Origin of the sequence: Haemophilus haemolyticus (genome assembly GCF_003493685.1) — a bacterium.
GTDB classification, from domain to species: Bacteria; Pseudomonadota; Gammaproteobacteria; order Enterobacterales; family Pasteurellaceae; genus Haemophilus; species Haemophilus haemolyticus_O.
Genome location: NZ_QQJW01000006.1, coordinates 21,858 through 36,213, shown reverse-complemented (window position 1 = coordinate 36,213; position 14,356 = coordinate 21,858). Strand labels below are relative to the sequence as shown.

The following is a 14,356-nucleotide window of genomic DNA, read 5'->3' as shown; positions in this document are numbered from 1 at the left end:
TTCATCTAAAAGCGTGAGCATTAAAAACGGTAGCTCACATTAAATCCAGTTGTGACATGACTGGTTCTAAATCCTTCCGGTTTTTTAATTGGAACACCCACAAAATAATCATAGTTAATGCCCCATAATTTACCGCGAAGTCCAATTACGCCCCCCATTAGGCTGTCACCAATTTGAAGCTCTTCTTGGCTAGAGTGCACTTTACCTCGGTCAATCCCTAAATAAAGCTCATGTTCCTTATTGGCGATATTCCAACCGAGCTCATTTCGCCATAACCAACCTTTTTCACCGGAAAGTGATAGCTCGCCATCAAACCCTCGCACGGTATAACGGCCACCAATACTCAATTTATCTTGTTGTGTTAAAGGTGTCCCGTTCCATTGTCCACTCCAACTGGTGTTAAAGCGGAAAGGTTGATTGCCGATAGTGAAAGGATAGGTAAAATCAACGCCTGCAGTAAAAATCTGCATGCGAGAAGTCCCTTCACCAAACGCTTCTTCCGGTGCTGGTAAGGATTTATTCCCACCCGTACCGCGTTTATAGTTCGCAAACAGTTGTAATACGGTTTCACCAATGTATTGGGTGTGATTTAAGCCCACTTCCCAACCTGCTGTTCGACGACGTTGCACTTCAATTTCGGTGTCATTGATATAGTTATGCGATTTTTTCGTCCATAACGCGGCATTCACATAGGTTTTATAAAGACTTCCACGAGATAATAAGCGACTTAAGTTCGCTTTCATTTGTTGGCTTTCACCTGAATAGGTATAAGACTCAAATGCACCCGCTACCGTTTGGTGATAAGAATATTTTGAACCGGAAAGCGTTAAGAGATAATTCTTCCAAGGAATAGAATAATAGAGACTGATGTTTTTGCTGCCATAATCCCCTTCCGCATCATCGCTATCGCGCTTAAAGCTACGCGTACCACTGATATAGAACATATCATTGAGGGTTAGCACGTTATCCCAAGAAAACGTGGCCGAGCCCTGTAAGCGACCAGTAGCTTTACTGCCTGAATCATCTAATCCCAAGGTTAAATGAAAAGGTAAGCGTTGCTTATAAGCAATCACCACATCTGTTTCACCGACTGCATCCGTTGGCACAAGCTCCATATTCGCATCAGCACTCGGTACGCGTTTTAAGTTTTCTAAACCTTGTTCAATATTGCGAATATTTAATATATCCCCCTGCGCCATTGGCATGGCAAACCATAAGGTACCACGGGTGGCAAACGGAATCGCACTTTGGTCTTGTAATTGAATACGACCCACTTTACCCGGAATCACGGTGAGTACGAGTATGCCTGAACGCAAATCTTGTGGCTCGACCACCACGCGGGTAGTGACATATCCCAAATCAATTAAACGATTTTGAATACGGCGAAGTAATACATTAATCCCCTCAGAACCTATACAAGCAGGCAGCGCAAAATCACGCTCAGCATAAGCAGACTTTAATGCCCAAGAAAATTGGCTTGGTTGGATTAATTTAAGGGAAGAGGCTGATGAACTTTCTTCAGCTTGATAATCGGTCAGCACCAATTGATTGATAGGAAAACATTGTGATTCATTTTGGGGAAAGCTACGAGAGGCTTCTTTTTCTCCCTCTAAACGCACATTTGCGGATTGCGTTTGCTGGGCTAAGATAGCCGCATCTTGTTCCACTTGTTGCCTCTGTTGTTTGGCATCGATTTGTTTTTCTAAATTGGCATTTGGTGAGCTTGGCGCTGAAAAACCAAAAGGTGAAATAAATAATAAACTAGAAAGAAAAAAGTGTGAGGATTTTTTCATTGTTACCCTAAAGATAAAGTTATTAATGAATTATGGTTGATAAGATATCAAAATCTATTTAAAAAAACCATAAAGTTTATATCAGTAATTTCTGTTATTTTTCATTAGTTTAAATATAAAAAAATCTGCATCAAACTCGGGCTTGATGCAGATAATTTATTTATTGGCCATTAATATAAAATTAATCACCTAATTGAACAGGCTCAACTTTCCAAATTCTCTCTGCGTACTCTTTAATCGTGCGGTCAGATGAGAAGAAGCCCATATTCACGATATTTTGAATGGTGCTTTCAATCCATTGATCTCGTTGTTTATATTTTTCATCTACGGCTTTTTGAGTTTCTACATAACTGCGGAAATCAGCAAAAGCTTGATAATAATCATGGTATTGCAAGCCTTGTAATAGTTGATGATAACGTTGAGGATCTTCTGGTGAGAATTTACCCTCAATAATTTGATCCACGACTGTGCGTAATTGAGCATCATTTTGATAGTATTCAAATGATCGATACCCTTCTCGACGAAGTTGCTCAACTTGTTCCACAGTGTTGCCGAAAATAAAGATGTTATCTTCACCCACGTTTTCCAAGATCTCCACGTTTGCACCGTCAAGTGTACCGAGTGTTAATGCGCCATTTAAGGCAAACTTCATATTACTTGTGCCTGATGCTTCAGTACCAGCAAGGGAGATTTGCTCAGAAATATCTGCTGCTGGGATGATAAGCTGTGCAAGGCTTACACTGTAATTTGGAATAAATACAACTTTTAAACGGCCTTTCAAACGCTCATCATTATTGATGACATTAGCAACATCATTGATTAAGTGAATGGTTTGTTTAGCAGCATAATAAGCTGAAGCTGCTTTACCTGCTAAAATAAATACACGCGGTTGCCAATCTTTTTCAGGGTTGGCAAGCATTTCATTGTAGCGAGCGATAATATGCAATACGTTCAACATTTGACGTTTATATTCGTGAATACGTTTGACTTGAACATCAAATAACGCATGTGGATCAAGTTCAACACCTAATTCAGATTTCACATATTCCGCCAATTTCACTTTGTTCGCAAATTTAATATCCGCAATCGCTTCTTTAAATGCTTTTTCTTGCGTAAATGGTTTAAGTTTTTCGATTTGACTTAAATCACAACGCCATTCTGAACCAATGTATTTATCGAATAAGTCTGCCAATTGTGGGTTCGCCACGGCTAACCAACGACGCGGTGTGATACCGTTCGTTACATTGGTAAAGCGTTCTGGGAAAATGCGAGCAAAATCTGCAAAGGTTGAAGTCACCATTAAATCAGAATGAATTTCTGCGACACCGTTTATTTTGTGTGAACCCACAACAGATAGCCATCCCATACGCACTTTACGTTGATAACCTTCTTCAATCAATGAAACTCGACGAATAAAATCGTTATCGGTGGTGACGTAAGAACGAACATACTCTAAGAAATGATCATTAATTTCAAAAATCATCTGTAAATGACGCGGTAAGATTTTCGCCATCATTTCCACTGGCCAAGTTTCTAACGCTTCGGACATTAAAGTATGGCAGGTGTAAGAGAAAATGTTACGCGTCATCTCCCACGCTTTTTTCCATTCAAAACCTTCGTCGTCCACTAAAATTCGCATTAATTCAGGAATAGCTAAAGCTGGGTGGGTATCGTTTAAGTGGATCGCCACTTTATCAGCCAAGTTTTCAAGGCTATCGTGGGTGCGTTTGTGACGGCGTAAAATATCTTGAAGTGATGCAGATACTAAGAAATATTCTTGACGTAAACGTAATTCGCGACCATTCCAAGTAGAATCATCAGGGTAAAGCACGCGAGATAAGTTTTTATTTGCGGAGTGTTCTTCTAATGCCGCTAGGTGTTCACCGCGGTTAAAATCTGCGAGATTAAAAACCTCTCCCGCATGAGCAGACCATAAACGTAATGTCGCAGCAGAATTATTTTGATAACCCGGAATCATTTGATCGTAAGCAAGTGCGGTCACTTTTTCGGTATCTTGCCAAATACATTTTTTTCCTTCGAAATGAATGTTTCCACCAAATTCTACGGTAAAGCGTTTAGATGGACGAATGAATTCCCAAGGCGCACCTTTTTCAAGCCATGCATCTGGGCGCTCGACTTGCTGACCATTTTCGATTTTTTGGCGGAACATACCATATTCATAACGAATACCGTAGCCCATACCTGGTAAGCCAAGGGTCGCAATAGAATCCATAAAACAAGCGGCTAAACGACCTAAACCGCCATTACCCAAGCCTGGATCAACTTCTTTTTCTAAAATCTCTTCTAAATCCACATTTAATTCAGACAAGGCTTCTTGTGCTAATCCATAAATACCTTCTGCAATCATTGCATTAGATAGCGTACGTCCGATTAAAAATTCCATTGAAAGGTAGTAAACACGGCGGGAATCCTCTGCTCGAGCTTGGCGAGCAGTAGTGATCCAACCCTCTGTTACTAAGTCACGCACAGCGTGAAGTGTTGCATTGAGCCAATCGCGTTGGCTGGCTTCGCGTGGAGAGCGACCGATTAAGAAAATGAGTTTGTAAACGATTGATTTTTTAATCGCTTCAACGGTCATTTCAGGACGATTATATTGGAATGGAGAATCAAAGTTATCCATTATCATAGGTAAAACCTCTATTAGAATGCTAAGAAATGATTAACGTAGGGTGTGTGAATTTACAAAATTCTCGCACGTTTGCAAAAATCAATCAAAATTTGACCGCTCTTTGCGTGCGTGAATGTTGTTTACACAACCTACAAAAGTAGTTCGAATTTTATGCTTATCTTTGTAAAAAACAAGCCCAATCACACCGCTTGCAAAAGATTCTTTCACAAGCGGTGTGATTGTTAAGAAAGTTTACGAATAAAACTACAAGCGTTCATAAAGCGTTCTATATTGCTCTGCAGCTTTACGCCAGCTGAAGTCTTGTTCCATTGCATCGGTGCGAACCATCGCCCACGCACGCGGTTTTTGCCATAAGGCAAAGGCACGTTGCAAGCAATGGCGGAGAGCTTCAGGAGTTGCACTTTCAAATACAAAACCTGTTGCGGTGCGAGCTTTAATACTTTCTGAGGTGCTATCCACCACCGTATCCGCCAAACCACCCGTTTTACGAACAAGTGGAAGTGTGCCATATTGCAAACCATAAAGTTGTGTTAAGCCACAAGGCTCAAAACGGCTTGGCACTAAAATCACATCGCCACCTGCCACCATTAAATGCGAAAGGGTTTCATCATAGCCGATTTTTACCGCAATATTGTTAGGATATTGCACTGCAAGCTCACGAATACCTTGTTCCAAGTGCGGTGCACCTGAACCTAAAATCATCAACTGCCCGCCTTGTTTAACAATTTCATCCGCACTTTCGATTAATAAATCGACACCTTTTTGCTCGGTTAAACGGGTAACCATCACAAAAGCTAACGCGTTTTCATCTTGTGGCAAATTGAAATACGCCTGCAGTTCGGCTTTATTTTTCTTTTTGCCTGCCATATATTTCAGTTTGTAATGGTGCGGAATGTATTGATCCACGTTCGGATGCCAAATATTTTCGTCCACGCCATTTAAAATCCCCACCAAACGACCTTGAGCTTTTAAGCCAGAAAGCAAGCCTTGCAAACCATAGGCAAATTCTGGTGTCGTGATTTCTTCTGCATAAGTTGGGCTCACCGCCGTGCTTGCATCAGAATAGAACAAGCCTGATTTTAAATAGGAAATCTGTCCAAATAACTCTAAACCATCAACATTAAACATGCCTGCTGGCAAGCCAATTTCAAATAAATGCTGATAATGGAATTGCCCTTGATATGCTAAATTATGGATTGTAAATACGGATTTTGCTGGGCGACCTTTATTAAATAAGTAAGCGGCACATAAGCCTGCATGCCAATCATGAGCATGAACCACATCCGCACGCCACCAGCTATCTAAACCAGTAGATAATTCAGCACCAACCCAACCAAGTAAGGCAAAACGTTTATAGTTATCACCATAATCATTGTAGTAACAATCGTGATATGGATTCCCCTCACGCGCATATAAATGTGGCGCATCAATTAAATAAACGCCTACGCCATTATATTCGCCGTAGCGCAACACTACATGTCCCGCAAAATTATCAAATTCAGCCACAACTTGTGTATTAGAAATACCTGCAGAAATCGCTGGATAAGCAGGCAATAAAATTCGTGCATCAAGCCCTATTTGATTTTGGGCTTGCGGCAAGGCTCCTAAAACATCGGCTAAACCGCCTGTTTTAAGGAGCGGATAAAATTCTGAGCAAACGTGTAAAACTTTCATTTAATTTTTATTTTCCCTATAAAACATAAATAACGCTCGATCAACTGCCCTCTTTAGAAAAGAGGGGATTATAAAGTGCGGTCAAAATTCACCGCACTTTTCATCATTAATCTAAATGCTCTTCAGATACAACTTCTTCCCCTTCTAATTTTTTCAGCATTTTCGGGGTAACTAGGATTACTTTACCAGTTGAACTGATACGGAATCGTTTTTTATCTTCTTCCATATTCACACCAATTTCCATGCCATCAGGAATGATACATTCACGGTCGAGAATACAGTTTTTCAATATACAATTCTTACCGATTTTAACTTGCGGCAATACCACGCAATGATCCACTTTTGAGAATGCATCAATTTTAACGCGATCGAATAGCACGGAATTACTGATAGAGGCATCAGTAATCACACAACCTCCGCCAATTAAAGAATTATCGACTGGATGAACGTTTGAATTTTTGTAAAAGAATTTTGACGGATAAGCTTGAATTGGATTACCGCGAATTGGCCAACTTTGGTCATAAATATCAAGCTGTGGATTTTCAGATACTAAATCAATATTAGATTGCCAGAAGCTATCTAATGTACCCACATCACGCCAATAAATTTCACCTTCAGTATTACGTCCCATGCAGGAACGGCTGAAAGGATGCGCATAAAGGGTTTCTTCCGCTAAACATTTTGGTAATACATCTTTACCGAAATCGTGGCTAGTTTGTGGTGTATTGACCTCTCTCTCCAACATTTTGTAAAGATAATCCGCATCAAACACATAAATCCCCATTGATGCGAGTGAAACATCAGGTTTACCTACCATTGCCGGTGGATCTTTTGGTTTTTCAACAAAGGCTTTGACTTTTAAATTTTCGTTTACCGCCATGACACCAAATTCATGTGCTTCAGAGCGTGGGACTTCAATACAACCCACCGTACATTTTGCACCGCTGTTCACATGATCCATCAACATGACGCTATAGTCTTGTTTGTAAATATGGTCACCTGCCAAAATTAAAACGTATTTAGGGCGATAGTGATCACGAATAATCGCCATATTTTGATAAACAGCATCCGCCGTACCACGATACCAAGTTGAATCATCAATTTGTTGACGAGCAGGAAGCATATCAACAAACTCCCCTTTTTCTTGTGGTAAGAAAGACCAACCAGTTTGCAAATGACGAAGTAAAGAGTGTGCCGCGTATTGAGTCACTACCCCAATTCGGTTCAAACCAGAGTTAATACAGTTAGAAAGTGCGAAGTCAATAATACGACGGTTACCACCAAAATAAAGCGCAGGTTTTGCACGTTTATCTGTCAATTCGTGTAAACGTGAACCACGCCCACCTGCGAGAACAAGCACCAAAGTATTTTTAACTAAATCATATTTATTAAGGTCGCCAGCTTTCATAAGGATCTCCATAGTCTTATAGTTATTCGTCACTCAGCATACAAAAGCCCATTGAGCTAAGCTCTGCTTGTTGTGCATCGAGGGTTAAATTATGTGTGCCGATTTGAGGTTTCCATTTTCCATCAGGTAAGTGAAATACCTGTCCTTCGGCTTTGGCATTAATCAATAAAAGACAATGCTTATCTAAAACTACTTGTAATGCTTTGGTTTGTTGATTTTGCCAATCGTCAACTGTCATCTGGTTACCGTGAATGTTAAGCCATTGCACATTGTCACCTGACCACCATTGATTCCGATTTAAACTACCAATTTGCTTACGCGCTGCAATCGTTTGCTTGGTAAGTTCAAATAATTCCTTGTTAAAATTTGCCCATTTAAGCCAAGTAATCTCGTTATCTTGGCAATAGGCATTATTGTTACCATATTGAGTGTTGCCGAACTCATCTCCTGCCAAAAGCATAGGCGTGCCATTTGAAAGCAATAAACTCATTAATAATCCGCTTTTTGCAGAAGTGCGGTTATTTTCCACCGCACTTTTTTGCGGTTCAGAAAGGGATTCTGTAGAACCTTCAACCCCATGGTTATAACTGTAATTTTCATTGCGACCATCACGATTTTCTTCGCCATTCGCTTCGTTATGTTTTTGGTTATAACTCACCAAATCTTGCATGACGAAACCATCATGAGCGGTAATAAAGTTAAGCGTTGTGTGGGGTAAGCGATCATTTTTCTTAAATAAATCGCTAGAACCTGCAAAGCGTTCTGCAAATGCGCCGATCTCACCACTTTTCCATAACCAAAAACGACAAAGATCATCACGAAAACGATCATTCCATTCAGCAAAGTAACTCGGGAAATTCCCGACTTGATAGCCGTAATGTCCGATATCCCAAGGCTCTGCAATCAATTTAATATTTTGTAAACTTGGCTCATTTTTTATGTCAGTAAAAAGCTGAGCTTGTACATTAAAATCTGGTGTATCACGTCCAAGCACAGAGGCTAAATCAAATCGAAAACCATCAACATGACATTGTTCAGCCCAATAACGTAAACACTCTACGACCCACTTTCGCCCAACATCAGAGGATAAATTGAGCATATTGCCGCAGCCTGTCCAATTGATATAACGCCCTTGATCGTTGCGCCAATAGTAAGTTTGATCATCAATGCCACGCTGGCAGAATGTTGGGTAAGTTTGCTCTGATTCTGCGGAATGGTTAAATACTACGTCTAAAATAACTTCAATACCCGCTTTGTGAAACGCCTTCACCATCAATTTAAATTCAGCTAATGGATTATTTGTTGCCGCATATTTAGGTTCCACCGCAAACATGGCTAAGGGATTGTATCCCCAATAATTTTGTAAACCTCGTGCCTGTAAGTGCGGTTCATTTATATGGAAATTTACAGGCAGCAATTCCACTGCTGTCACGCCTAATTCTTTTAAATAAGCTAAATTGATAGGATGACTTAAGCCTGCATAGGTGCCCCGTAATTCAGCGGGAATCTTGTCGTTAAGTTGGCTAAAACCTTTAACGTGCAATTCATACACAATGGTTTCCGCCCAAGGCGTATTGGGTGCAGTTTCATTTTCCCAATCAAAATCTTCAGAGATAATCACCGCTCTTGGCGCAATATGAGCATTATCGCGATGATCACTCATTAAGAACCAAGAACGGCTTTCTTCGCTACTTAAATCAGGTTTACCATTCACGGCTTTCGCATAGGGATCGAGCATTAACTTATTCGGGTTGGCATGTTCACCGTGAATGCGGAATCCATATTCTGTCCCAACCTCAACGCCTGCTACAGCTAAATGCCATACATTATTTGTGCGAACCATAGGAAAGCGCGTTTCCTTATCGCCATCAAACAGGCAAACTTCAACACCACTCGCCGCAGCAGAAAACAATGCAAAATTAGTCACCTTCACGCCATTCTCGGTGAATATTGAATAGCCCATTGGCGCTGGTTTGCCGTTGTTATAAATCGTAAACATATCTTACAAATTGTATTTCAAATAAACTGTCGCCAATGGTGGAATAGAAATCGAAATAGAATTTTCTCGTCCATGGCTTTCAATTTCTTCACTTGTTACATAGCCAAAATTGCCCACGTTAGAGCCTTGATAATACATAGAATCAGTATTCAGAATTTCTTCATAAGTGCCTGCAACATTTACCCCAATACGGTAATTATGGCGCGGCACAGGTGTGAAGTTACTGATGACAATAATGCGCTCAAAATTTGAGCTGCGACGTTCAAAAGCAAATACAGAATTTGCTGCATCATCAACGACAAGCCAATCAAAGCCTTCAGGTGAATAATCCAGTTCAAAGAGCGGTGAGTTTTCTCGGTAAATATGATTCAAGTCTTTTACTAATTTCAATACGCCTTTATGCCAGCCACCACCGATATTTTCATCAAGCAAGAACCAGTCCAAACTTTCTTCGTAATTCCATTCTCTGCCTTGGGCAAATTCATTCCCCATAAAGAGCAATTTTTTACCTGGGTAGCCCCACATATAACCGTAATATGCACGCAAGTTAGCGAATTTTTGCCACGTATCGCCCGGCATCTTGCCAAGAAGTGAACATTTACCGTGAACCACTTCATCGTGAGAAAGTGGTAGCACAAAATTTTCGCTATATTGATACACCATTCCAAAGGTCATTTTGTTGTGATGATATTGGCGGTAAATTGGGTCAAGCTGCATATAGGCGAGCGTATCGTTCATCCAGCCCATATTCCATTTGAAATTGAAACCTAATCCGCCGTTTTCGCTTGGGTGGGTTACGCCTGCAAAAGAAGTTGATTCTTCTGCAATAGAAATTGCACCCGCCATTTCACTGTGAATTTTCCAGTTAGTGTGTTTTAAAAACTCGATGGCTTCTAAATTTTCACGTCCGCCATATTGGTTTGGAATCCACTCGCCTTCGGCACGGCTGTAATCGCGGTAGATCATCGAAGCCACGGCATCTACGCGAATACCATCTACACCAAAGCGTTCAAGCCAGTAAAGGGCGTTGCTGGACAGGAAATTTTTGACCTCATTACGTCCATAGTTATAAATCAAGGTATTCCAATCTTGATGATAGCCTTCGCGTGGGTCGGCGTGTTCGTAAAGAGCCGTGCCATCGAAAGCACTCAAGCCGTGAGTATCGCTTGGGAAATGCCCTGGCACCCAATCTAAAATCACGTTGATGCCTGCTTCGTGAGCACGTTTTACTAAACGGCGAAATGCCTCAGGCGAGCCAAAACGACTGGTTGGCGAATAAAGTCCAAGTGGCTGATACCCCCAAGAACCATCAAACGGAAATTCAGAAAGAGGCAAAAATTCAATGTGGGTAAAACCCATCTCTTTTACATAAGGAATTAATTCATCAGCAATTTGATCGTAATCTAGCCAAAAATTATTTTCTAAATTACGACGCCAAGATCCTAAATGCACTTCATAAATAGAAATAGGTTGGTTGCCTTGATTGGCTTTTTTGCGTACTTCGCTCATTTCCACCACATTTGGCAAGGCACTGACTTGCGATGCGGTATCAGGGCGAAGTTGCGAACTAAACGCATAAGGATCCGCTTTCAAACGAAGATTGCCGTGGCAATCAATCAATTCAAATTTATAAAGCTGACCAAGACTAACTTTCGGTAGGAACAATTCCCAAACGCCACTTTTGGGGTGGAAACGCATTGGATGACGGCGACCATCCCAATAGTTGAAATCGCCAACAATAGAAACGCGTCTTGCATTGGGTGCCCACAAACGGAAATTTACTCCGCTCACACCATCACATTCCATAAAGTGTGCACCAAGCACTTCATACGGACGAAGCATAGAACCTTCAGAAAGTAGCCATTGTTCTAAATCATCAATCATCGGATGAAAACGATAAGGATCTTCGATAATTTGTGCTTCATTGCCCCAAAAAACCTGTAATTGATAAGCAAAAAATTGACGACAATTTGGAATAACACCAACAAAAAAGCCACGTTCATCGACACAATCCAGTTCCGTTATTTCTTTACCACTTTCACGCTCTATTACCACTACTCGATTGACATCTGGCAATAAGGTGCGAATTTCAATTCCTCGCTCAGTTTCATGCATACCAAGCGTAGCAAAAGGATCGCCATTACTCGCATCAAAAAAACCATCAATAATTGTTTGTGTTACTGCGGTTGTCATATTTACTCCTTATACATTTCGCCCTTGGTTAATTTGCACAAAGAACGTTTTTAAAGCTTCATTGCTAAAAATAAACGCTAACGGTTGAGCAAGTTTCTTGCACCAGTTTGGGTATTCATTTGAGGTGCCCGGCAAATTAAAACTGATTTCTTGGCTAAGTAAATTTTCTAATTGCACACCAATCAATCGGCTGTTACTTTCCGCTAAATAATGATGGATCATTCGGTTTAAATGATCGTGCATCGCCATAGAAAGCGCATCGCCTTCATAATGCGGCGGTAAATAATTATCACGATGTAAACTATTTAATAAGGCTTGTTTATCCATGACGCGTTGATCGTATTTTTGCTTGAGCACTTCCCTATTTAAAATACCGAGTTGATTAAATAATTCTAAATCACGACAATGCCAAAAACTTTGTAATGAGGGAACATCATGCGTGCCAATAGAGGCATAAGCATTTCGAGGATAATCAGATATACGAGGAAATTCGCCATTTCGTTGGGCGAAATACAATACAAAATAAGAGAAAATTTGAAACTCGTTTAATTTCCACCGCACTTCATCGGGCACAGTGCCAAGATCTTCACCAATAATCAAACATTCATTGCGTACACTTTCAATGGCAAGAATCGCCATTAATTCATCAAAAGGATAATGCACATAAGCACCGTCAGCCGCGGTTTTTCCTTCTGGAATCCACCACAAACGGAATAAGCCCATAACATGATCGATGCGTAACACACCGAAATATTGCATATTGGCACGTAGCATATCGATAAAAGGTGAAAAGCCACGTGCTTTTAGCACTGTTGGATTATAAGGCGGCAAATTCCAATTTTGTCCGACAGGGCCTAAGGGATCAGGTGGCGCGCCAATAGAGGCATTTACACAATATAAATCAGGATCGCTCCATACATCAGCACTGCCACGAGAACTATTCACCGCTAAATCGCCATAAATCCCCAATTTCATACCAGTCTGTTTACAAAGATTTTGTAATGCGGAAAGCTGTTCTTCCGTGAGCCATTGCAACCAAGCAAAAAATTGGATTTGCTCATGGTGTGTTTTTAATAGAGCTTTTCTTTTTGCCGCACTTAAATGTTGCCATTCCTTATGCCAGCCAAGCCAACCGATGGTATTTTCTTCTGCTTGATGGTCAGCGTGTTCTTGTAAATCTAATACATTAAATAAGCCCTGTAACAACAAAGGTTCCCCTTTGTTTTTTAAATAATCGGCAAAGATTTTTCGACGTGTCACAATTTCAGCGGATTGACTACGTTGAAAGAAATCAAATAGAAACTCAAGTGCGGTTAATTTTAAAGCCAAAATTGAAGAATAATCAACGCAATCACTTTCACGTAAAGCAGCAATTTTTGCTTGAATATCCTCACGCTTAAACCAATTTTGTACTGAACGGCAACGCTTAAATTCTGGTAACGCTGGAATCGCTAAATATAAAAAATTCAACCAACGACGAGAGGAGGAACTATAAGGACTGGCCCAGTTTGGCACAGCAGGATATGGCAAATGTAATGGATTAATTCCCACATAATCCGCACCTTGTTTTGCACTTTGTTCGATCAAAGTGGCCAAATCACCAAAATCTCCAATGCCCCAGTTTTGTTCTGAGCGTAAACTGTAAAGTTGCACATTCACGCCCCACACTTTTTTATTTTCTAATACGGGTGGTTGAAAAGCTGTTTTAGGAGAAATAAGTAAACGAACGCGGTACTGTTCAGTATCAGAAAAAATAGATAATTGATAATAGCCAAAAGGAAGTGGAGGCAAGGAAAGCGCGGATAAATTTGAAAGTGTTTTTTCTAACAGAATGACATTAAATTCATTAATTAGCTGATAACGATATTCATCGGCAGGCGACAAATCTAGACGATTGAGTCGATAATCAATCGGTTCATTTTCAAATGATGCCAGTACATCGTCAAACTGTTCTTGCGCTTTTGGTGGAGGCTGCAAAAGCTCAACAAAAGTTGAAACCGTCTTTTCATCTGCGAAAATAAGATGTCCATCAATATCATAATGAGAAAGCGCGATACCACATTTTTCTGCTTTTTGTTTGAGAGAATCCGAGACTTGCATAGACACCACATGACAACTGTATAACTCTTGTTAGGGATTATAACTAAGCTGAAAGTGATGACAACTGGCTTTATTTAAAAGTGTGATCTTCGTCAATAATAAACTCAAACCAATCAATCACATCGCGTTCATGCACACCATTTTTGATTAAAACATCAGCATTTTTCAAGGAATCTGAATGGCCAAAAATGAGTGGATGCCATTCAGGGAGTGTTTTTCCTTCATAAAGCAAACGATAAGCGCAAGTGTCAGGCAACCAATGAAAATCAGGTAAATTCTTTTTGGTGAGTTTGGTGCAGTCGGTTTCAATTTTAAAACGCTCTGAATAATTACCGCACTTTCCTGTTTCCACATCTAAAAGATTACAAGCAATTCTGGTGTAATAAAGTTTTTGGCGTTTACCTCGCCCTTGAATATATTTGCGATAACAGCATTTTCCGCAGCCATCACATAAAGCTTCCCATTCGGATTCGGTCATTTCAAGCAGGGATTTTGTTTGCCAAAAATTAGGTTCAAGTTGCATAGTTGATACAAATAAA

At 40.4% G+C, this 14,356-nt stretch carries 8 protein-coding genes; all 8 read right to left on the bottom strand.

From position 1 onward, the window contains the following. Positions 1-20 precede the first annotated feature (20 nt). Positions 21-1,793 carry a ShlB/FhaC/HecB family hemolysin secretion/activation protein gene (locus DV434_RS06245; protein WP_118795226.1) on the bottom strand — a complete coding sequence of 591 codons (1,773 nt, stop codon included), beginning with the start codon at positions 1,791-1,793 and terminating at the stop codon, positions 21-23. A gap of 181 nt (positions 1,794-1,974) precedes the next feature. Further along, complete coding sequence (locus tag DV434_RS06240) at positions 1,975-4,440, bottom strand: glycogen/starch/alpha-glucan phosphorylase (RefSeq protein ID WP_118811551.1); 2,466 nt, start codon at positions 4,438-4,440, stop codon at positions 1,975-1,977. A 246-nt stretch (positions 4,441-4,686) separates the two neighbouring features. Beyond that, positions 4,687-6,117: a glycogen synthase GlgA gene (gene glgA / locus DV434_RS06235; protein ID WP_118811550.1), complete on the bottom strand. Its 1,431-nt coding sequence runs from the start codon at positions 6,115-6,117 to the stop codon at positions 4,687-4,689. A gap of 106 nt (positions 6,118-6,223) precedes the next feature. Then, on the bottom strand, positions 6,224-7,525 hold the full coding sequence (gene glgC / locus DV434_RS06230) for a glucose-1-phosphate adenylyltransferase (protein WP_192882522.1): 1,302 nt from the start codon (positions 7,523-7,525) through the stop codon (positions 6,224-6,226). Positions 7,526-7,547: 22 nt separating this feature from the next. Continuing rightward, the gene (glgX, locus tag DV434_RS06225) at positions 7,548-9,524 is read right to left on the bottom strand and encodes a glycogen debranching protein GlgX (RefSeq protein WP_118811548.1); all 1,977 of its coding nucleotides are present in this window, start codon (positions 9,522-9,524) and stop codon (positions 7,548-7,550) included. A gap of 3 nt (positions 9,525-9,527) precedes the next feature. After that, the gene (gene glgB, locus DV434_RS06220) at positions 9,528-11,717 is read right to left on the bottom strand and encodes a 1,4-alpha-glucan branching protein GlgB (protein ID WP_118811547.1); all 2,190 of its coding nucleotides are present in this window, start codon (positions 11,715-11,717) and stop codon (positions 9,528-9,530) included. A gap of 9 nt (positions 11,718-11,726) precedes the next feature. Then, a complete protein-coding gene (malQ, locus tag DV434_RS06215) occupies positions 11,727-13,817 on the bottom strand; it encodes a 4-alpha-glucanotransferase (protein ID WP_192881520.1) in 2,091 nt (696 codons plus the stop codon). Between the two features lie 70 nt (positions 13,818-13,887). After that, a complete protein-coding gene (locus DV434_RS06210; protein ID WP_118785954.1) occupies positions 13,888-14,340 on the bottom strand; it encodes a YcgN family cysteine cluster protein in 453 nt (150 codons plus the stop codon). Positions 14,341-14,356 lie beyond the last annotated feature (16 nt).